This is a genomic window from Pantoea sp. 1.19 (assembly GCF_001922585.1).
GTDB lineage: Bacteria > Pseudomonadota > Gammaproteobacteria > Enterobacterales > Enterobacteriaceae > 1-19.
In genome coordinates this window covers 89,044-108,675 of record NZ_MRBS01000006.1, presented here as the reverse complement: position 1 = coordinate 108,675, position 19,632 = coordinate 89,044, and the positions used below count along the sequence as shown (strand labels likewise).

Genomic DNA, 19,632 nt, shown 5'->3' with positions numbered 1-19,632 from the left:
GCGACCTGTTATTGCCGGGAGGCGCCTAACCCGGCTGCGTACTTTTACTTAACCGGCGTTGTTTCAAATACCAGCGTTTCCAGCGGCTTAAGGGTAATCACCACCGCATTTTTGTACGTATCCGGTACGCTATCGTTACTGCCGTACACCGCTTGCAAACCGAATTGCGTCGTGCTGCCGGCCGGGATCTCTAAATCTCTGGCGAGATCCAGATAGTAGCTTTGCGGCTTATCCGACGGGTTACGCAAGCCGAAAATGGCTTTGTCCTTGCTCCAGGATGCCCAGCCGTAAACCTGAAGTGCGGTGGGGTCGCCGCCTATCCAGTGGGTATCCAGCAGCACGCTGGCGTTATCACGGGACCACTTCGCGGCCTGCGCCAGCGTATCCCACTTCGCCTCGTTCAGCATGGAAGGGGTAACGTACAGCTCCTGCAGCTGGGTGCCGGTGGCAAAGTAGCTCCACACCTGATCGGCAAAATCGCTGTCCGTTTGCACTTTCTCCAGTCCGTAATAGGCGTTCTCCGCGCTGACAATGCCGTGCAACATCAGCGAATTCAGCGGGAACAGCGGTCCTTTACGCACTATCGATCGGTACGTTTCGGCATCGCGGTAGGTCATCCATCGCTGTACCGGCGTGCCGGGGCCATACAGGTTGATGTCATCCCCCTGACGCCAGATGGCATCCGCATAGAACAGCCAGGACGGGCTGGCGTTGGTACCGGTCGTCAGGTTAATAAACAGATGCGGGTTAGCGCTGCGCATGTTATGCAGCAGCGCGATGGAGGCGTCAAAATCGGAGGCGAACGGGCTGCCTTGCATATGCGCGTTAGCGTTCCCCATTCCGTCCAGCTTGAACGAGCTAATGTGCTCGTTGTTGATGAGCTTAACGATCTGCTCATTAAAGTTGTTAAAATAGTGCGGGCCTGACAGCGCCAGCTTCCCGTCGACGGTTTCGAACCCATAGTTTTTTGCCTGCGAGACGCGAACGTCGCGCGGCTTGTTGTACCCTCCCCACGGTGAGAGCCACAGTCCGACCGAACTGTGCAGGCTGTCGGCTTTTTTCCGTACGTTGCCAAAACCGTTGCGGAAAGCCGTGCCGAACAGCCAGCGTCCGGTAAGGTCGTCCCAGCCATCGTCCAGCAGGAAGGCGTCCAGCGGCACGCCGCGTCCGCTGATGAATGCCTTATTCCATTCATCCATCCGCTCCAGCACGTCCTGCTCGGAGTAGGGCGTAAAGAAGCCAATATCCATCCAGCTGTTGTAGTGCAGATAAGGTTTATACGGGCGCGGACGCACGGCATTAATAAACTGATTTACGCTGCGGCGCAGTTGGCTGGCCTCCGGGAAGGTGCCGAAGTACAGGGTATAGCCGATCGGCGTTGCCGGCTGAACCGGCGTTTTCAGCTCCACGTTGAGGTTGGTCGTTCCTTCATAGGCGTAGGTGTTAACGATGGGTTTATCCGGCAGAATAAAGAACGTATCTGCGACGATGGGGGAGCTGATGATCGCTCCGTCAACGTAAGGTGCCTGAGCCTGCTTTTTGGTGGGAAAGAAGGTGATTTTAGCCACATCCCGGGGCTGACCAACGGCGGCTAGCGTGTAGTCGATGCTGGCGTATTTACCCTTCACCAGGTTCAGCTTCACCGTCACGTTAAACTCCGGATGGGTGAAATCGATAACTATCCTGCCGTCCTGTTTGTCAACATGCGTGATGTTGAAATCAGCGGCGTGGATGTTGCGCTCGTCCGGCAGCGTCAGAAAAAACAGCTCCTGCGGCGTGAGCGAAGGGGTAGCTCGGGTGTCCTTAACCACGACCGTTGAGTCCGCATCATCAAATGACAGGGCAATATTGTCGTTACTGAGGGTAGCGTTCTCGGCCACCGCGGCAGGGGAAATGCACAGGGCAAGCATGGAGAGCGTGAGGATTTTTTTCATCAGGATAAACCCCTTAATCAGGCTTCAGCCGGAAGCCGCAAGCGGTTTGCCGAGCCGCAAACGGTGATTTTGCTTCTGACCACCTCTTTCATGGCGTCCATACCCACCCGCATATAGCAGCGCGGATCGTTGCCCTGCGGGTTGTCGGCAAACCAGGCTTTCACCGCGTCAGAAAAGGCAATTTTCAGCTCGGTGGCCACGTTGACTTTGCACACGCCCAGCGCAATGGTGCGGCGAACATCCTCATCCGGGACATCGCTCGTGCCGTGCAGCACCAGCGGCACGGTGACCACCTCGCGGATCTCGGCCAGCCGCTGGAAGTCGATTTTCGGGCGTTGGGGATACAGGCCATGTGCGGTGCCGATGGCGACGGCGAGGCTGTCGACGCCGGTCAGTTCGACAAAGCGTTTCGCTTCCTGCGGATCGGTGAGAAACGCGCTGCCGGCGTCGACGCTCATGTCATCTTCCACGCCGCCGAGGCGACCCAGCTCGGCTTCGACGCTGCAGTCGTTGTGGTGGCAAAAATCGACCACCGATTTCACCAGCTTCACGTTTTGTTCGAACGGATAGTGGCTGCCGTCGATCATCGCGCTACGTACGCCAGCGTTGACCTTGCGACGAATATCGTCGAGGGATGCGTGGTGATCGAGATGCAGCGCCAGCGGCATGTCGTAGGTTAACGAGTAGGCGCTGCACAGGGCGTAAATCTCTTCCAGCGCAATGTGTTTAAAGGTGCCCGGCGTGCCCGCCAGGATAACCGGCGATCGCATTTCGCTACAGGCTTCGAGGATAGCCTGGATCGTCTCAGCGTTGTGGATGTTGAACGCCGGTACCGCGTAGCCATTAGCCTGCGCGTCCTGCAAAAGGTATTTCGTCGAGATAATACTCATCGTCAGCTCCTGTTAAGCCTGCCACGGATGAATAACCACGCCCTGCACCACCCGATTGACCGCTCCACTGGCGGAGGGGGTATCGGGCGTATTGCCTACGCGAAGCGACTGTGTGAGGGCAAAGACCTGGGCATACATCAGAAAGCAGAACGCCTGTTCCATATCGATAAACGGCCGGGAGGGCGGCAGCAGAATATGCGGACCCGCGGCAATGACCGGATCGTTTTCAGCGGCGATGGCAACGATACGCAGGGCCTGACTTTCGCGGCGCAGTTCCGCCAGCAGATCGAGATCGTACTGACGCGTATACGGATGGCTGGAGATAAACATCACCACCAGCGTTTCGTCATTGACCAGCGATTTCGGTCCGTGGCGGAAGCCCGTTGCAGAATCATAAAATGCTGCCAGCTTGCCCGCCGTCAGCTCCAGTACCTTCAGCGCCGATTCACGTGCCGCGCCCTGCAGGCCGCCGCTCCCCAGATACACGATCCGTTTCCACGGTGCGTTGCCAAAGACGCCGGGGCTAAAATCGCCGAGGGAGGCGAGGATCGCCTGACAGCGTTCGGCCACGTTGCGAAAGGTGTGGCTGTCGAACGTCTCCGGGGCGAATACCGCCAGGCAGCTCGCCATCATGGTGGTGATGCTGCTGGTCATCGCGAAGCCGCGATCGTGCGTTTCGGCAGGCATCAGCAGGGCATAAGCGTTATCGCTATTGATGGCGTTCTGGTACAGGCTCCCCGCCTCGTTACAGGTGATCGACAGGTGGTAGCACTCCGGCACGAACTGATTGGCCAGCTCTACCGCAGCCACGCTTTCCGGGCTGTTACCGGAACGGGCAAACGAAACCAGCAGCAGCGGATGTGCCGGGCGGAAGTAATCCATCGGGTTGGTGACCAGATCGGTTGTTGGCACGGCGGAGATATTTTTCCCGCTGTGGCTTGCCAGCCATGGCGCAATGATGTCGCCTATAAACGCGGACGTGCCCGCGCCGGTTAGCACGATCTGCAGATCCTGTTTGCGCAGCAGCGGCGCCAGGAAACGGTCAATCGAGGAGCGCAGCTTATTGATGTTGTTGAGCGAGCGGATCCAGCTGGCGGGCTGCTGGCGGATCTCCTCCTCGGTCCAGGTGCCGGTTGCGGCGGCAAGAGGGGTGTGTGGCATAACTCAGTCCTTAGTCGCGTGAATTCCACATCAGACGCGGGTAAACGCATCGCCATCTTTCGTTTCATTTCAATTTGTCGCATTAGCAATGAAATAAAATCTATAGAAAAGACATCGAAACTTCAACGCGCATCAGGAAATAAAATGAAAAGTGTGATCGCGTAAGGAAAGCAAAAAAGAAAGAAAGGGAAGGTGGGTTTTTACCCGCGCGTTGCGTGAGGCCAACGGGCAAGCCCCTAAATGCGTTGCAGAGGGCGGGTCTGACCCTGAATCCGGATCTGCTGGCGGTGTAAGCCCGCGTCCGGCAGATCGGACGCCTCTTCCATCACCTCCGCCTCCGCGCCGGCGTGAAGTGGTTATCGATCAACGCCGGGCACAGCGGCTCCCGCCTCGCGCGGCGTCACGCCCGCCGGGACAGGTTCACTCGCCGCAATTACGCCATTTCAGTTCGTAGCGGGCGCTCGCCCGCCCCGACCGGAAAGCTCCCGTCACGCGCCGCAGCGGGCTATATTCCTTCCTCAGCGGGAGTCTGCTCGCGACCGCGCTCCAGTTCATCCACCAGGCTGGTCAGACCGCGGTGGCCGCACTCCAGCGCCTGCAGACGAAACGCTTTACTGCTCAATCCGTCACGTTCCAGCACCATCTCCAGCAGAAGCTGGAGGTTGGTGCCGGTTAACACTTCGCTGCCCGGCCTTTGCATGGCAAGCGTCGACGCCACGCGAAATGGCGTACCGCCCAGCAAGTCGGTGAGAAACACAATATCGTGCTGCGCGTCGAGTTCGTTCATCGCCTGATCAAGCTGCGCAGTCAGCCCGGCCGTGGTGGCGGTTTCCGGAAAATCGATGGCGATAAACTGCGGCTGCTCGCCGAGGATCTGCTTCATCGCTTGCTCAAGCCCGCTGGCAAAACCGCCGTGACCCGTCAAGATAATGCCCAACATGGTAACCTCTTTGCGTTTACAGGAAGTGACAGAATTTACCGACAACGCCCAGCGCCACGGTGAGACCGATCAGCCGCAGCGGGCTCCAGCCGCGGCGTACCAGCCAGAACATGGTCAGGGTATACGCCAGCGGCAGAAAGGCAGGCATCAGCTTGTCGATCACGTCGGTTTGCAGTTTAACGACCGCATCCCCGGCTTTGATGTCGAGCGGGGTACTGAGGCGAACATAGGTTGCCACCAGCGCGCCGATCACCGTCATCCCAACGACGGAGGCCGCATGGCCGACCTTTTTGGTGTTGGCCTTAATCAGCGGAATGGCCGCAACGCCCATTCGGTAGGCGTAGTGGGCCAGACCAAAGCGCAGGCCGAGGTGCACCACGTTAAACAGCACGATAAAGACCACGGCACCGAGTATGGATCCCTGTAGCGCCAGGCTGGCGCCAATGCCGCCGCAGATGGGCAGCAGGGTCAGCCAGAACATGGCGTCACCGATACCGCCGAGTGGGGCACCGACGGCAATCTTCGTGCTCTGAATGCTGTTAACATCCTGCTTGGAGCGCTCCATCGCCAGGATGATGCCGATGACAAAGGTGACCAGGAACGGATGGGTATTAAAGAAACCCATATGACCTGTCATGGCGCGCGCCAGGTCCCGCTTGTTGGTGTGGATCTTTTTCAACGCGGGTAGCAGCCCATACAGCCAGCCAGAGGCCTGCATGCGTTCGTAGTTGAACGAGGCTTGCAGCAGCATGGAGCGCCAGGCGATGCGGTTAATGTCTCTTTTCGTCAGCGCTGCGCCAGTGGTCTGGTCTTCATAAACGTTTGCATTCACGCCGGTGAGCAGCGTCGCTTCATGTTCCGCTATGTCAGGCAGCGTGGGTTGATTAGATGCCATCTTCAAATTCCTCCTTGTGGGCGGCGGGCGCCGTCGCTTCAGGTGATTGACGCATCAGGTCGATCAGCGCCATGGCCAGCGCCGCCGCCGCTATCGCCAGCACCGGGAGTGTGAGCCAGGCCGCCGCGACAAAGCCGATGATGAAATAAGGGATGTAGACGTTTTTCATCATGATCTTCAGCAGCACGGCGAAGCCAATGGCTGGCATGATGCCGCCCGCAACGCCGAGGCCGTCTATCAGGCGCTTCGGCAGAACATCCATGGCGGCTTTCGCATGCTCCGCCCCAAAGTAAATCGGCAGAAAAGCACACAGGAAGTAGAAGAGGCCCAGCGCCAGCAGGGCCAGATAGTTAATCCGTTCGATGCCGCGTGTATCGGCATTCGCCGCCATGCGGTCGCAGCGGGACATCACCCCGGACATCACCGAGAACAGGAAGGTGATCCCCATCTGAACCGCCACGGCAAACGGCACGGCGACGCCAACCGCCACCTCTGGCTTCACACCCGTACGGATGGCGAATGCGGTGCCGACAACCGTACCGATAATCACGTTTGGCGGCTGCGCTCCTGCCAGCGGTGCCAGCCCCATCCAGACCAGCTCTAACGTACCCCCCGTCAGTATTCCGGTATGCAGATCGCCCAGAATCAGGCCAACCAGCGGCCCAAGTACCACGGGACGGTGCAGGTGTGTTAAACCGTTAAACATATCCAGGCCCGCGATTAGGGCGAGAAGCCCCAGGGCGAATGCTTGCAACAGGCTGATTTCCATTGTGCATCCCTCAAAGCCGTTTAAAGAGATCTAAAGCCGTCTCGGTGGGCACGCCCTGAATAAAGCATTCCACTCCGGCGGCTTTCAGGCGGTTGAACGCCGTGATATCGTCCGCGTCGACAGAGACCGTTTTGGCAATGTGCCGTTTGCCACTGGCATAGTGCATATTTCCGACGTTAATGCGGGAAATGGGGACTCCGCCGGCGACCAGCGTTACAAAATCGGCGGGAGATTGGCAGACCAGCAGAATTTTCTGGCGGTCGGCGGCGCGGTGAATGTTGTCGATCACTTTTTGCAGCGACCAGAAGCGCACGGCGATCCCCTCCGCCAGCACCATTTCCATCAGGTGTTGTTGAACCGGATTTTCCGCCACCGCATCATTCGCCACCAGCACCAGGTTTGCCCCCGCAAATCCCACCCACTGCACCCCGACCTGACCATGGATCAGGCGCTCATCAATGCGGCATAAGACAATGTTTGGCATAGTGTTTTCCTCATTTTAATTAGGCGCGCTGAGTCGTTACGCCTGCGCAGGCGGTATGGTACTGCCGGAGTATGTCCTGAATATGGTCAATGATGAGTTCCCGCGGAGTGGGCTTAAGCGCGCCCGCGCGAACGTTGCTGTATTGCATCGGCAGATACTGGCTGATCAGCGGCAGTGGAATGGGATCGTTTGCCAGATTACGCACCAGTCGTTCACAGGCATCATCAATCTGGCTGTCCGGCCAGTAATAGCGTACGCGATCGGAGTAGCTGTAGCCGCGGGCCAGCCGTTGAGCATTGCCGTCGCCGCGGTAGTGGCTTTGCCAGTATTCCGGGCGATCGCGCATCACGTCCTCCAGTACGTGACGCAGACCAGAGCTGGCTTTCGCCGGCAGCAGCTCCTCTTCAATGGCGGCCAGTGAGAACAACGCTTCGCGCAGGGCAAAGGTCAGAGCCGGGCCGACTTTTAAGATAGCGAAGTGATCGTTCACCAGCTGGCGCAGCGCCTGCGGCGTCTGGTAATCGGTAGAGTGCGCTTCGAATACCAGCGTCTCGTACCCTGCGATCGTCTCTTTCAGCGCGACAGCCTTGTGTGGCTGGTAGTCGCAGACGTGCGCGTGGTCGAACTCTACGCCAGGCTGAACCACCAGGCCAATGATGCGCGGCCAGATAGCGTTCAGGCCTTCTTGTGCCAGTGCATAACGATGCGCTTCAAGCGTTGCGCGAGCCGCGTCTGGCGCGGTGACCGCAAGCTCGATGAGCGCGTCGTGTGCGCCACCGGGCACCGGTACTTCGGTGCCGATAACGTAGACCAGATCGGCGACGCCCCATTGTTCGCGACAGGTTGCCTCGGCAATCCTTGCCAGGCGCGCCGCGCGCCCGGCGACGATGGCGTCGGTCAGCGGCACCGGGTCGCCCTTGCAGGACATGCTGCAGTCGAGGTGAATCTTTTTGAAGCCGGCAGACACGTAGCTTGTTATCAGCGCGTCGGCATGGGCCATCGCCTGTTCCGCCGGTAAATGTTGCCAGCGGTTAGGGCCCAGATGATCGCCGCCGAAGATCAGTTGTGACGCTGGAAAACCCAAAGACGCCGCCAGCTGGCAGACAAACCTGTGAAAATCTGCAGGCGTCATGCCGGTATAGCCGCCAAACTGATCCACCTGGTTGGAGGTGGCCTCGACCAGCAGCGGTGACCGCTGCGCATGTGCGTGACGAATTGCCGCTTCCAGTACCAGCGGATGGGCGGAACAGACGGCATAAATTCCGTTTGAATGCCCGCGTTTATGCTGGTCCACCATGTCTGTCAGATGTTTCACTTTCCTCTCCGTATGGGATGATGATGGAATATATCTTTCGTTTTATTTCATATTATCCTGCGCCAGGATGGTTTAAAAATGAAACGAAAGATGATGGATTTCCGATCTGTTTCACAAAAGGAATGTCATGAAAGGTTTCAGCACCGTGTCAGCTTGTGCAGAGTCATCATACAGGGCTTGCATTCCCGTAAAGGAAAGCCCTTAATAGTCAAAACGAAATGAAACGAAAGCAGACTTATCAAGGAGTGCGTATGAGCGGCATCGATCCCTCTGCGGAGAAGCGCATCACCGGTACCAGTGAGAGGCGAGAGCAGATCATCCAGCGGCTGCGGGCGCAGGGAAGCGTGCAGGTCAACGATCTGTCTCATCGGTACGGCGTATCGACGGTGACCATCCGCAACGACTTGGCCTTTCTTGAGAAGCAGGGGATTGCCGTTCGTGCTTACGGCGGGGCATTGCTGTGCGAAGGGAATATGCCGGGCGTAGAGCCTTCCGTCGAGGATAAAAGTTCGCTGAATACGGCGATAAAGCGCAAAATCGCGCAGGCCGCCGCCGCGCTGGTCAAGCCCGGCCACCGTATTATTCTGGACTCCGGCACCACGACGTTTGAAATCGCCCGAATGCTGCGCCAGCACGCGGACGTGATTGCGATGACCAACGGGATGAATGTGGCAAATGCCTTACTGGAAGCGGAAGGGGTGGAATTGCTGATGACCGGCGGGCATTTGCGTCGCCAGTCGCAATCCTTCTACGGAGAACAGGCGGAACGGTCGCTACAGAATTACCATTTTGATCTGCTGTTTCTGGGCGTCGATGCCATCGATCTCGACCGGGGGGTAAGCACGCACAACGAAGATGAAGCCCGTTTGAATCGCAAAATGTGCGAAGTGGCAGAGCGCATCATTGTCGTGACTGACGCCAGCAAATTTAACTGCTCAAGCCTGCACAAAATCATTGATACACAGAGGATTGATATGATTATTGTCGACGAAGGCATTCCCGCCGAGAGTCTGGAAGGATTACGGAAAAACGGGGTTGATGTCGTGCTGGTGTAAAAGGGGCTGTTCCTCCTCATCCACGCGCTCTCCAGCGGAGAGGGGGGAGGGCCCGGCATGGCTTTTCACTCTGCTGACAGGCACGCCGGCCACCGGCGCCGGCGTATATCCCGACAGCGCCGGCGCGGGCAGCGTTTTGAAGCGGGTGAATCAGGCGGTCGTGGCGCGCAAAAACGTTTTGCCTCCGCCTGAGGGTGACAGCGGCGGCTAAACCCTCTATACTCCGCGCCGAAGCTGACCAGACAGTCGCCGCTTCGTCGTCGTCCCTCTTGGGGGAGACGGGCGGAGGGGAGGAAAGTCCGGGCTCCACAGGGCAGGGTGCCAGGTAACGCCTGGGGGGGAAACCCACGACCAGTGCAACAGAGAGCAAACCGCCGATGGCCCGCGCAAGCGGGATCAGGTAAGGGTGAAAGGGTGCGGTAAGAGCGCACCGCGCGGCTGGTAACAGTCCGCGGCACGGTAAACTCCACCCGGAGCAAGGCCAAATAGGGGTTCATCAGGTACGGCCCGTACTGAACCCGGGTAGGCTGCTTGAGCCAGTGAGCGATTGCTGGCCTAGATGAATGACTGTCCACGACAGAACCCGGCTTATCGGTCAGCTTCACCTTCTTCTGATAACCCCGCCACGGCGGGGTTATTGCTTTCCGGGCGGCTAACGGTGCGCGCTCGGATGACCCCCGCGCCCGGGGGGACCCACGGACTCGCGCACAACCAGCGCGCCGCGCAGCGCCGCCTGTCCTGCTTCCGCTTCGCCCAGCAGCTGGGCGATGGCCTGTTCGACCATTTCCACGACCGGAACGTGCAGCGTGGTCAGCGCCGGGGTGAGATAGCGCCCCATTTTGGCATCATCAAATCCGGCCACGGACAGATCTGCGGGTACCTGCAGCCCGGCCTCCGCCAGCGCGCGCAGCGCCCCGGCGGCCATATCATCATTGGCCGCCAGCACAGCGCTAAACGGCGTCGGCTCGGCCAGCAACTGCTGCATTGCGCGGTAGCCGCTGTCCATCGTCCAGTCACCCTGCGCCCGCCGCGCATCGGGATCCACGCCGTGCTGAACCAGTGCGCGGCGCCAGGCCGCTTCGCGAAAGCCGTTGCTCCACGAGTGGGCCTTACCGGCGATAAAAGCAATCTGTCGATGTCCCTGCTCGAGCAGATAGGCCATCATCGCCTGACCCGCGTGGGCGTGATCGATCCAGACGCTGTTTGCCGGGTGGCGCGGCAGGCGGCGATTGAGTACGCAGACCGGAACCGGCGAAGACGCCGCCAGCCGGTCCAGCTCATCAACCGACAGATATTCGGGGTAGATAACCACCCCGGCACAGCGCATGCGCAGCAGATAATCGATCGCTTCGCGCTCCTCGTCCGCGCTGTATTTACTGTCGGCAAAGATCAGCTGATGCTGCGACTGATTGATCCGCGTGGCGGCGCCGGACATCATGGAGGCGAACCACGGGCCGTCATACAGTTCGCTGCTCATCACCAAACCGATCAGGCTGGTTTTTTGCGTCGCCATCTGGCGCGCCAGCAGGTTGGGGCGATAGCCCGTTTCCGCGATGGCCTGCAGTACCCGCTCCCGGACCGCATCGGCCACCACGTTGCGCCCGTTCAGTACCCGCGATACCGTGGCTTTGGAGACGCCAGCGCTGCGCGCCACGTCCAGCATGGTGACCATATTGACTCCTTCACTGTTACCGATTGCGACCACGACGGCCCGCGGTAGCCTTGTACTCTAGCAGAGCGGCGCCAGTGAGAGTACCGGCATTCCTACGTGAACCGGTCCCTCCGCCTGCAGCGGTCGCACGGTAAAATCGTCACTGTTCACGATAAGGAACGGCGTGGTGATATCGTAGCCTGCCGCCAGTACCTGCTCGCGATCGAAGCGTATCAGTGGTTGCCCCGCCCGAACCCGCTCGCCGATGCTGACCTGCGGGGTGAAAAATTGCCCCTGTAGTTTCACCGTGTCCAGACCGACGTGGATCAGCAGCTCCGCGCCGTTATCGCACAGCAGGCCCACGGCGTGGCCGGTGTCGATCACCGAGGCAACCTCCGCGTCGCAGGGGGCGACCACCTCCCCGTCATCGGGCAGAATCGCCACCCCCTCTCCCAGCGCGCCGCTGGCAAAGGCCGGGTCCTGAACCTGCGTCAGCGGCATCAGCCGCCCGCTTAGTGGGCTGTTCAGGCTCAGCGCCGGGCCGGCGGCCGGCGTAGCGGAGGGGGGCGGAGTGGTTGAGGGGGCCGACGGGAGCGCGGCGGCGGGCTCATCGTTCAGCTGCGGTTCCTTAAATGCGACCAGCCATACCAGCGCAAAAGTAAGCACCACGGTGACCGCCGCGCCGCTGATTTCACCCATAAAGGAGGCGGGGTTCTCCGGGCTGATGGCGTTAACCACGGTCAGCAAACCCGGCAGGCCGGCATAAGCGTAGTAATAGCTGCCAAACAGGCTGGCGACCACCGCTCCCGCCGCGGCGCCGATGCAGCCGCAGATAAAGGGTTTTTTTAACCGCAGCGTGACGCCGTAAATGGCCGGCTCGGTGATGCCAAAGATGCCGGTGATGCCGGCAGAGAGCGCCACGGTGCGAAAACGCTTCTGCCGCGTGCGCCAGGCGCAGGCGAAGGCGGCGGCCATTTGCCCCATTACCGCCATGGTTTGAAAAGCCTGAAAAGAGTCGCGGCCGTAAAGATCGAAGTTGGCAATGATCACCGGCGTGATGCCCCAGTGGACGCCAAAGATAACCAGGATTTGCCAGAAACCGCCAATCACGGCGGCGGCCAGCGGCGGCGCGGCGGCGAACAGGCTGTTATAACCGGCGGCGACGGTGGTGGCCAGGCCGGAGGTCAGCGGCCCAATCAGCAGCAGGGTCAGCGGCACCATCACCACCGCGCAGATCAGCGGAGTGAACAGCGGCGAGACCACTTCCGGCAGGCGGCGGCTGACGCCGCGTTCCAGCCAGGCGAGCAGCCAGACCAGAAACAGCGGCGGCAGCACTGAGGAGGTATACACCGTTTCCGCCAGCGGCAGATGCAGGAAGGTCAGGCGCGCGCCGTTAGCAATTTGACCGGCCAGCACCGCCCATTCCGGGTTGATCAGCGCGCAGCAGCAGAACAGCGCGATAAATGGATTACATTTAAAGTGCTTCGCCGCGGTAACAGCAATAAATACCGGCAGAAAGGCGAACGGCGTCCAGGAAATAAAATTCAGCACCGCGACGGTACTGCTGGCGGAGAGCGTCGGCCAGAACAGCCGCAGCAGAATCAGCAGTCCCTGCAGGATCCCGGCGGCGGCCAGTATGTAAATGATCGGCGCGAACACCGCCGACATGGTGGCAATCACCGCATCCAGCCAGCGTTTTTTTTCCGGCCCGTCATGCAGTGTGCTGCTGTCCACCAGCCCGGCGAAGGCGTCATACACGTCGGCAACGTGGGTACCGATCACCACCTGAAACTGGCCGCCGCCGATCACCACGGTGATCACCCCGGTCAGGGCTTTCACCCGCGCTTCCGCGTCCGGGGGCAGGGTTTTCAGCACCAGCCGCAGCCGGGTAGCGCAGCGTGAAAAATTCACCAGGTTTTCCTGACCACCCACCTCGCTGAGAATGTCGGCCGCCAACCGTGAATAATCTCTTACCGTGTTCATCGTCATCCCTTCTCCGTCGTATCACGCCAGTTATCCTGCACTCTGTAACCGGTTTCAATTTACTGCAACCGGTTACAGTACAGAGTGTGTGATGCGCCACACTTGACGCCTGTCCGTAGCGGATTGTGTGATCGGCATCACCGCGGGCGGCAGAAGAAGAAAAAAAACGGCTCCCATCGGGGAGCCGCTGGACAATGCGGGCAGCGATCAGCGCAGATCGAAACGATCGAGGTTCATCACTTTCACCCAGGCGGCGACAAAATCCGTGATGAATTTCTGCTGTCCGTCACGGCTGGCATAGACCTCTGCCAGGGCGCGCAGCACGGCATTGGAGCCAAAGACCAGATCGGCGCGGGAGGCGGTCCAGCGCGGCTCACCGCTTTGACGATCCCGTCCCTCAAAGTGTTCTGAGGTGTCGTCGCTGGCGTGCCAGGCGGTACGCATGTCCAGCAGATTTACGAAGAAATCGCTGCTCAGCACGCCCGGGCGATCGGTCAGTACCCCTTCTGCGCCGTCATCGGCATTCACGCCCAGCACGCGCAGGCCACCGATCAGCACCGTCATTTCCGGCGCGGTGAGGGTGAGCTGCTGCGCCTTGTCGATCAGCAACGCTTCGGTGCTGGCGCGCCCAGGCGCCGCGCGGTAGTTGCGAAATCCGTCGGCCACCGGCTTCAGCAGTTCAAACAGTGCCTCATCGGTGTCTGCCTGTTTGGCATCCACCCGGCCCGGCGTGAAGGGGACGGTCAGCATTACGCCGGCCTGCTGTGCCGCCAGCTCAATACCGACGCCGCCGGCCAGCACGAGAATGTCCGCCAGCGAGACGCGCGGGTTACGCTGCTGGATAGCTTCCAGCGTAGGCAGCGCCGCCGTCGCCCGGGCATTAACCGCCCAGTCGCGCTGCGGCGCCAGCGCCAGCCGACCGCCGTTGGCTCCCCCGCGCTTATCGCCGCCGCGGAATGTGGATGCCGATGCCCAGGCGACCGACACCAGCTGGCTAACGCTCAGCCCGCACTGCGCAATCTCCACTTTCAGGCGGGCGATATCCGCGTCGTCGGGGTGGTCATTCGCCGCGGGTAACGGATCCTGCCAAATCAGATCTTCCTGCGGGACTTCCGGTCCGAGGTAGCGCGATTTTGGCCCCATGTCGCGGTGGGTCAGCTTGAACCAGGCGCGGGCAAAGGCTTCATTGAACGCCTGCGGATCGTTCAGGAAGCGGCGGGAGATCTGTTCGAATTCGGGATCAAAGCGCAGCGTCAGATCGGTAACCAGCATCGTCGGCTTGCGCTTTTTATTGGCATCAAACGGATCCGGGATGGATGCCGGCGCGTCGACCGCTTCAAACTGGATAGCACCAGCCGGGCTGCGGGTCTGCACCCACTCATAGTTGAACAGGTTCTCGAAAAAGTAGTTGCTCCACTGGGTTGGCGTCTGGCTCCAGATCACTTCCAGTCCGGAGGTGATTGCATCGGCGCCCGTGCCGCTGCCGTAGCGGCTGGCCCAGCCAAAGCCCTGCGCCTCCAGCGGCGCGGCTTCCGGATCGTCACCGACGTAGCTGGCTGCCGCCGCGCCGTGGGTTTTCCCCAGGGTGTGGCCACCGGCAATCAGCGCGACCGTCTCTTCGTCGTTCATGCCCATATTGCCAAACGTGGCGCGAATCGCGGCGGCGGCGGAGCGCGGGTCGCCGCTGTGCTCAGGGCCTTCAGGGTTAACGTAGATCAGCCCCATTTCCGTCGCGCCCAGCGCGCCGTTGGCCAGCGATTCGGGGTGGCGGTGCGCCAGCCATGTCTGCTCATCCCCCCAGTTAACGTCCAGGTCGGGCTCCCAGACGTCTTCGCGCCCGGCGCCAAAGCCAAAGGTGCGGAAGCCGGCGTTTTCCAGCGCCACGTTGCCCGCCAGCACGTAGAGATCGGCCCAGGAGATCGCCTGGCCATATTTCTGCTTAATTGGCCACAGCAGCCGCCGCGCTTTGTCCAGACTGACGTTATCCGGCCAGGCGTTCAGCGGCGAAAAGCGCTGCTGGCCGCGTCCGGCACCGCCGCGCCCGTCGGCAGAACGGTAAGTGCCCGCACTGTGCCAGGCGAGGCGAATAAACAGCCCGGCATAGTTGCCCCAGTCCGCGGGCCACCAGGGCTGCGAGTCGGTAAGCAGCGCCTTCAGATCGCCCTTCAGCGCAGCATAATCCAGCTGGCTAAAGGCCTGACGATAGTCGAATGCTTCGCCGAGCGGATTGGATCGGTTGGAATGTTGATTGAGAAGGTCGGTGCGCAGCTGTGTTGGCCACCAGTCGCGGTTGCCGGTGCCGGCACCGGCGCTGGGATCGCGGCCGCCCTGATGAAACGGGCACTTCCCGGCGCCGCCGCCGCGTTCGGTGTTATCTGACGTGCTCATCATTTTACTCCCTCTGCAAAAATTCTCCCTAGAGTAAAACCGCCCGGGCAGCGGAGATAGACGTTATCACCCTTAGATTTGATAGCTGAAGCCTTTCAGAAAGCGGCGGCGCGGTGGCCACGCTGGTCAGGAAGCTGCTACAGGTCACGCTGCATATGAAAACAGCGCAGATCCGCCCCGGCCAGCGCGGAGTGGTGAACAGATTCCCGCAGCAGGATAAAACCGTGGTGCCGGTAGAAGGAGACGGCATTTGGCGTGGCGCTCAGGGTCAGTCGGGGCATTCCGCGCTGAATCGCCGCCAGAATCGCGCTGCCGTAGCCGCGGCCGGCCCAGGCCGGCAGCGTAAACAGCGCCTCCACGCGGCCCGCGTCAGCGTCAAGAAATCCGGTGGCAACGGGGTAGCCCGCCCCGGCGTCGGCGACGAAAAAAGGGTGGGCGGTCAGCACGGCGGGAAAGCTGGCGGGCATGGCCTCCGGCGTCCAGGCCGTAATGATCGCCGGACTATAGTGGGTGGCGCAGCCGCTGCGGATCGCCTGGTTGCGGATCCGCCAGCAGGCTTCGGCTTCATCCGGATGGGCCAGTCTGATTGACATCTGCTATTCCATTAAGGAAGGAAACCCTGTTGTAACATCAGCGCGGTTGCAGGACAAATCTATCCGGGAGCGGTAGGGCCACGACAGGTCAGTCAGGGCCGGCTGCAGAGGGTATTGAGTTAACGGGGCGCTCAGAGCCTGACAGAATGAGAGTCGCGGCGGCGTCGGGCGGCCGCGGCGCGCATAAATGCCGCGTAGACTGCGGCAATGGCGGGGTGATCCCTGGAATGATCGCGAAAAGCGAGGCGGTGGGCGATCCCGGCGTCTCCGGCGGCAAACGCACGCCGGTGGTGACGCCGCGGATCGTCGCGCGTGATGACGCCGCGGCGATCCGCACTGCGTGCCTTACCGCGCGCCGCGCGCTGGCCGTGAGCGTCACTGGCGTCCAGCAAGGTGATATCGCGCACCTCCGGCAGGATTGCGATGACGGGCCTGGAACAGCGCTGCCAACGTGGTGAGTTGCCATACCCATTGCGGCAGCCTGCTTCGGTATTCGCTCACGATCTGCGCTAAATCGGCCACGCCTGGTCGTAAGGCGCAACCGTGACGCTTCGCCTCGGGTGCTATCTCCTGTGCATGACGTTGCCCGGCGCACGCCGGCCTCATTTCAGGGTAAATCAATCAGCAGCGCGCGCATCGGGGTCTCCGCGCGGAGGATCACCCGCGCTTCGTCCCGCAAAAAAGCCGCGTCGCCGCACTGCAGGCGGGCGGTCTGTTCGCTGGCGGCCACGACGCGCAGGCTGCCGTAAATCGATTGCAGATAGGCGTGGGAGCCGCTCAGCGGCAGCGACTGCTGTTCGCCGGCGGCCAGCTGCAGGTGGGAAATGTGAATCGCGTTTCGCAGCTGCAAACGCGTGTCGCTGCCCTCTGGCGACGCGATCAGCGTGCTGCCCGGGCCGGCGGGCAGGCGCAGGTGCTGCGCTCCCGGATTTTCCCGCATCGGGCAGGCATCCAGCCAGAGCTGCAGCCGGGTCAGCGGCTGGCTGGCGGACAGATTATGCTCACTGTAGCTGATCCCGGGATGTGCAGCCAGCAGCAGCGCATCGCCGGCGCGGGCGGTGTGGTAATGCCCCTGACTGTCGCGGACGGCCATGTCGCCCTGCAGCACCAGATTGAGCACGTCTACCCGCGGCCACGGGCGCGGCTGCAGCATGGCGCCGGGGGCCAGCACCTCCTGATTCAGGGCTCGCAGGGCGCCGAAGCCCATGAGCGCGGCATCAAAATAGTGACCAAATGAAAAGCTGTAGCGCGCCTGTAGCCAGCCATAATCGGCGTGGCCGCAGCTGCTCGCTGTGCGGGTTGTGATCATCAATTCCTCCCGGCAGGCGCTGCCCGTTTGTCCTGCCCTGACTGACCAGCCATGGTAAGACGCTGGACGCCGGATTGTTAGCCAGTTAATCTGCGGGGAATATTCAAAAATCCTGAAGGAGTACGGTGGCTATGGCAAAAGATCGGGCCCTAACGCTGGAAGCCCTGCGCGTGATGGACGCTATCGATCGCCGCGGCAGTTTCGCCGCGGCGGCGGAAGAGTTGGGCCGCGTGCCGTCGGCGCTGAGCTACACCATGCAGAAGCTGGAAGAGGAGCTTGACGTGGTGCTGTTTGACCGCTCTGGCCACCGGACTAAATTCACCAACGTCGGGCGGATGCTGCTGGAGCGCGGGCGAGTCCTGCTGGAGGCGGCGGATAAGCTGACGACCGATGCCGAGGCGCTGGCGCGCGGCTGGGAGACCCACGTTACGCTGGTTAACGAGGCGCTGGTGCCGACGGAGTCGCTGTTTCCACTGGTCACCCGGCTGGCGGAGAAGGCCCATACGCAAATCTCGCTGCTGACCGAAGTGCTGGCCGGTGCGTGGGAACGGCTGGAGCAGGGGCGGGCCGACATTGTGATTGCTCCGGATATGCATTTTCGGGCCTCATCGGAGATCAATACCCGCAAGCTCTACACGCTGGTGAGCGTCTACGTGGCGTCGGCCGATCATCCGATTCACCAGGAGCCGGAACCCTTTGCCGAGGGAACGCGGGTCAAATACCGCGGTATTGCGGTGGCCGATACTGCCCGTGAGCGCCCGGTGCTGACGGTACAGCTGCTGGATAAACAGCCGCGGCTGACGGTGAGCTCGATGGATGACAAACGGCGAGCGCTGCTGGCCGGGCTGGGCGTGGCCAGCATGCCGTTACCGCTGGTGGAGCAGGATATTGCCGAAGGGCGGCTGCGGGTGGTGAGTGCGGAATACACCCGCGAAGTGGATATCATTATGGCCTGGCGACGCGACAGCATGGGCGAAGCCAAGGCCTGGTGTCTGCGGGAGATTCCGCGGTTGCTGAATAAACCGCCCCACGGGCTCAGATAAGGTGAAACAGCCGCAGGGTATCGATATAGAGATGGGCAACATACGCCAGATAGCCCAGCGCGATAACCCCCAGTACGAAAAACGGTAGTTTACCTGTCATCACTCCCTCCTGATTGCACGGGTCAACGCGTCCATTCTCAGGCCGGAGCGGCGCTCTTCACTTGCGCCAGATCAAGGTCTTTGCACTTTGTCGCCGCGGCTGCCCGCCGCGGCGCCGCGATCAGCAAAAGCGCGCGTCGCGATCGTGTGGTCTATCCCAGTCAATTGCCGGTCCGATCGGAATAATGCCGGTGGGGTTGATGTGAGTATGGCTACGGAAGTAGTGGTGGCGAATGTGTGACATATTGACCGTCTCCGCCAGTCCCGGGGTCTGCCACAGATCGCGCAGAAAACCGCTCAGATTGGGATAGTCGCTGAGCCGGTAGCGATCGCATTTGAAATGGCTGACGTACACCGGATCAAACCGCACCAGCGTGGTCCACAGCCGCAGGTCCGCCTCGGTAAGTTGGGCACCGGTCAGATAGCGCTGCTGGCCGAGCAGGGTATCCAGCCGATCCAACGAAACAAACAGCGCGTCGACCGCCTCGTCGTAGGCCGCCTGACAGGTGGCAAAACCCGCCTGGTAAACGCCGTTATTGACCGTGTGATAAACCCAGTCGTTGATCTCATCAATCGCTGGCAGTCGCGCCGCAGGGGAGTAGTCGCCGGCTTTCGCGCCGACGGCGTCAAAGGCGCTGTTCAGCATCCGCAGGATATCCGCCGATTCATTACTCACCAGCGTGTGCCGCTCCTTGTCCCACAATACCGGCACGGTCACCCGACCGCTGTAGTGCGGGTCGGCATGCAGATAGAGCTGATACAGAAAATCATTTTGATACAGCACATCGCCGGTGGCGGCCGGGAAGTCGTCGTCAAAGGTCCAGCCGTTTTCCAGCATCAGCGGATGCACCACGGATATGCCGATGTGATCCTCCAGCCCCTTCAGTTTGCGCATAAGCAGCGTCCGGTGCGCCCACGGGCAGGCCAGCGATACATACAGATGGTAGCGGTCTTTCTCCGCCTTAAAGCCGGCCTCGCCGGTCGGCCCGGCGCGCCCGTCCTGAGTGACCCAGTGGCGCCAGGCCGATGCGCGGCGGGTGAAGCGCCCGCCGGTGGCGAGGGCATCATACCCGCTGTCGTGCCAGACACCGTCAATCAGCTGTCCCATCGCTCCTCCTGTAAA

Annotated in this window: 17 protein-coding genes and 1 other RNA gene; 3 read left to right on the top strand and 15 right to left on the bottom strand. The window is 61.0% G+C overall.

The annotated features are described in order from the left end of the window. Positions 1-44 precede the first annotated feature (44 nt). The 8 genes from BS626_RS12335 to kbaZ form a co-directional block, all read right to left on the bottom strand. Complete coding sequence (locus tag BS626_RS12335) at positions 45-1,934, bottom strand: enterotoxin (RefSeq protein WP_075182705.1); 1,890 nt, start codon at positions 1,932-1,934, stop codon at positions 45-47. Between the two features lie 17 nt (positions 1,935-1,951). Further along, positions 1,952-2,824 carry a tagatose-bisphosphate aldolase subunit KbaY gene (gene kbaY / locus BS626_RS12330; RefSeq protein ID WP_075182704.1) on the bottom strand — a complete coding sequence of 291 codons (873 nt, stop codon included), beginning with the start codon at positions 2,822-2,824 and terminating at the stop codon, positions 1,952-1,954. Between the two features lie 12 nt (positions 2,825-2,836). Beyond that, positions 2,837-3,985, bottom strand: a complete 1,149-nt coding sequence (locus BS626_RS12325; protein WP_075182703.1) for an SIS domain-containing protein — start codon at positions 3,983-3,985, stop codon at positions 2,837-2,839. Positions 3,986-4,490: 505 nt separating this feature from the next. Next, positions 4,491-4,925 (bottom strand): PTS galactosamine/N-acetylgalactosamine transporter subunit IIA, encoded by a 435-nt coding sequence (gene agaF / locus BS626_RS12320; protein ID WP_075182702.1) that lies wholly within the window; start codon positions 4,923-4,925, stop codon positions 4,491-4,493. A gap of 16 nt (positions 4,926-4,941) precedes the next feature. Then, positions 4,942-5,820: a PTS N-acetylgalactosamine transporter subunit IID gene (agaE, locus tag BS626_RS12315; protein WP_075182701.1), complete on the bottom strand. Its 879-nt coding sequence runs from the start codon at positions 5,818-5,820 to the stop codon at positions 4,942-4,944. Then, the gene (gene agaW, locus BS626_RS12310) at positions 5,810-6,589 is read right to left on the bottom strand and encodes a PTS N-acetylgalactosamine transporter subunit IIC (protein ID WP_075182700.1); all 780 of its coding nucleotides are present in this window, start codon (positions 6,587-6,589) and stop codon (positions 5,810-5,812) included. Before agaW ends, agaE begins: the two co-directional genes overlap by 11 nt. A 10-nt stretch (positions 6,590-6,599) precedes the next feature. Next, entirely contained in the window at positions 6,600-7,073 is a 474-nt protein-coding gene (agaV, locus tag BS626_RS12305; RefSeq protein WP_075182699.1) for a PTS N-acetylgalactosamine transporter subunit IIB, read from the bottom strand. Positions 7,074-7,092: 19 nt separating this feature from the next. Next, positions 7,093-8,388: a tagatose-bisphosphate aldolase subunit KbaZ gene (gene kbaZ, locus BS626_RS12300; protein WP_075182698.1), complete on the bottom strand. Its 1,296-nt coding sequence runs from the start codon at positions 8,386-8,388 to the stop codon at positions 7,093-7,095. A 251-nt stretch (positions 8,389-8,639) separates the two neighbouring features. Here kbaZ and BS626_RS12295 point away from each other — a divergent pair, with 251 nt between their 5' ends. Together BS626_RS12295 and rnpB are read left to right on the top strand one after the other, a co-directional pair. Beyond that, on the top strand, positions 8,640-9,443 hold the full coding sequence (locus tag BS626_RS12295; RefSeq protein WP_075182697.1) for a DeoR family transcriptional regulator: 804 nt from the start codon (positions 8,640-8,642) through the stop codon (positions 9,441-9,443). Between the two features lie 230 nt (positions 9,444-9,673). Next, positions 9,674-10,050: RNase P RNA component class A (rnpB, locus tag BS626_RS12290), an RNA gene on the top strand. 45 nt (positions 10,051-10,095) lie between these two features. On the opposite strand, the gene BS626_RS12285 is transcribed toward rnpB, so the two are convergent. The 6 genes from BS626_RS12285 to BS626_RS12260 all read right to left on the bottom strand — a co-directional run bounded on the left by BS626_RS12285 (position 10,096) and on the right by BS626_RS12260 (position 17,367). Further along, the gene (locus BS626_RS12285) at positions 10,096-11,115 is read right to left on the bottom strand and encodes a LacI family DNA-binding transcriptional regulator (RefSeq protein ID WP_075182696.1); all 1,020 of its coding nucleotides are present in this window, start codon (positions 11,113-11,115) and stop codon (positions 10,096-10,098) included. 57 nt (positions 11,116-11,172) lie between these two features. Then, positions 11,173-13,077 carry a glucose PTS transporter subunit IIA gene (locus BS626_RS12280; RefSeq protein WP_075182814.1) on the bottom strand — a complete coding sequence of 635 codons (1,905 nt, stop codon included), beginning with the start codon at positions 13,075-13,077 and terminating at the stop codon, positions 11,173-11,175. 207 nt (positions 13,078-13,284) lie between these two features. Further along, positions 13,285-15,465 carry a catalase/peroxidase HPI gene (katG, locus tag BS626_RS12275; RefSeq protein ID WP_075182695.1) on the bottom strand — a complete coding sequence of 727 codons (2,181 nt, stop codon included), beginning with the start codon at positions 15,463-15,465 and terminating at the stop codon, positions 13,285-13,287. Between the two features lie 137 nt (positions 15,466-15,602). Further along, entirely contained in the window at positions 15,603-16,058 is a 456-nt protein-coding gene (locus BS626_RS12270; RefSeq protein ID WP_075182694.1) for a GNAT family N-acetyltransferase, read from the bottom strand. Between the two features lie 131 nt (positions 16,059-16,189). After that, positions 16,190-16,465 (bottom strand): GrpB family protein, encoded by a 276-nt coding sequence (locus BS626_RS19065; RefSeq protein ID WP_075182693.1) that lies wholly within the window; start codon positions 16,463-16,465, stop codon positions 16,190-16,192. A gap of 200 nt (positions 16,466-16,665) precedes the next feature. Next, on the bottom strand, positions 16,666-17,367 hold the full coding sequence (locus tag BS626_RS12260; protein ID WP_075182692.1) for a pirin family protein: 702 nt from the start codon (positions 17,365-17,367) through the stop codon (positions 16,666-16,668). Positions 17,368-17,498: 131 nt separating this feature from the next. On the opposite strand from BS626_RS12260, the gene BS626_RS12255 reads away from it, so the two are divergent. Next, positions 17,499-18,410, top strand: a complete 912-nt coding sequence (locus BS626_RS12255; protein WP_075182691.1) for a LysR family transcriptional regulator — start codon at positions 17,499-17,501, stop codon at positions 18,408-18,410. Between the two features lie 220 nt (positions 18,411-18,630). Here BS626_RS12255 and BS626_RS12250 read toward each other — a convergent pair whose 3' ends face one another. Beyond that, positions 18,631-19,617, bottom strand: a complete 987-nt coding sequence (locus BS626_RS12250; RefSeq protein WP_075182690.1) for a glutathione S-transferase family protein — start codon at positions 19,615-19,617, stop codon at positions 18,631-18,633. Positions 19,618-19,632: the final 15 nt, after the last annotated feature.

What these genes read in the sequence shown, in the direction of transcription:
- BS626_RS12335 (WP_075182705.1), bottom strand. Translation starts at nt 1,934, where the DNA reads ATGAAAAAAATCCTCACGCTCTCCATGCTTGCCCTGTGCATTTCCCCT.
- kbaY (WP_075182704.1), bottom strand. Translation starts at nt 2,824, where the DNA reads ATGAGTATTATCTCGACGAAATACCTTTTGCAGGACGCGCAGGCTAAT.
- BS626_RS12325 (WP_075182703.1), bottom strand. Translation starts at nt 3,985, where the DNA reads ATGCCACACACCCCTCTTGCCGCCGCAACCGGCACCTGGACCGAGGAG.
- agaF (WP_075182702.1), bottom strand. Translation starts at nt 4,925, where the DNA reads ATGTTGGGCATTATCTTGACGGGTCACGGCGGTTTTGCCAGCGGGCTT.
- agaE (WP_075182701.1), bottom strand. Translation starts at nt 5,820, where the DNA reads ATGGCATCTAATCAACCCACGCTGCCTGACATAGCGGAACATGAAGCG.
- agaW (WP_075182700.1), bottom strand. Translation starts at nt 6,589, where the DNA reads ATGGAAATCAGCCTGTTGCAAGCATTCGCCCTGGGGCTTCTCGCCCTA.
- agaV (WP_075182699.1), bottom strand. Translation starts at nt 7,073, where the DNA reads ATGCCAAACATTGTCTTATGCCGCATTGATGAGCGCCTGATCCATGGT.
- BS626_RS12295 (WP_075182697.1), top strand. Translation starts at nt 8,640, where the DNA reads ATGAGCGGCATCGATCCCTCTGCGGAGAAGCGCATCACCGGTACCAGT.
- BS626_RS12285 (WP_075182696.1), bottom strand. Translation starts at nt 11,115, where the DNA reads ATGGTCACCATGCTGGACGTGGCGCGCAGCGCTGGCGTCTCCAAAGCC.
- BS626_RS12280 (WP_075182814.1), bottom strand. Translation starts at nt 13,077, where the DNA reads ATGAACACGGTAAGAGATTATTCACGGTTGGCGGCCGACATTCTCAGC.
- katG (WP_075182695.1), bottom strand. Translation starts at nt 15,465, where the DNA reads ATGAGCACGTCAGATAACACCGAACGCGGCGGCGGCGCCGGGAAGTGC.
- BS626_RS12270 (WP_075182694.1), bottom strand. Translation starts at nt 16,058, where the DNA reads ATGTCAATCAGACTGGCCCATCCGGATGAAGCCGAAGCCTGCTGGCGG.
- BS626_RS12260 (WP_075182692.1), bottom strand. Translation starts at nt 17,367, where the DNA reads ATGATCACAACCCGCACAGCGAGCAGCTGCGGCCACGCCGATTATGGC.
- BS626_RS12255 (WP_075182691.1), top strand. Translation starts at nt 17,499, where the DNA reads ATGGCAAAAGATCGGGCCCTAACGCTGGAAGCCCTGCGCGTGATGGAC.
- BS626_RS12250 (WP_075182690.1), bottom strand. Translation starts at nt 19,617, where the DNA reads ATGGGACAGCTGATTGACGGTGTCTGGCACGACAGCGGGTATGATGCC.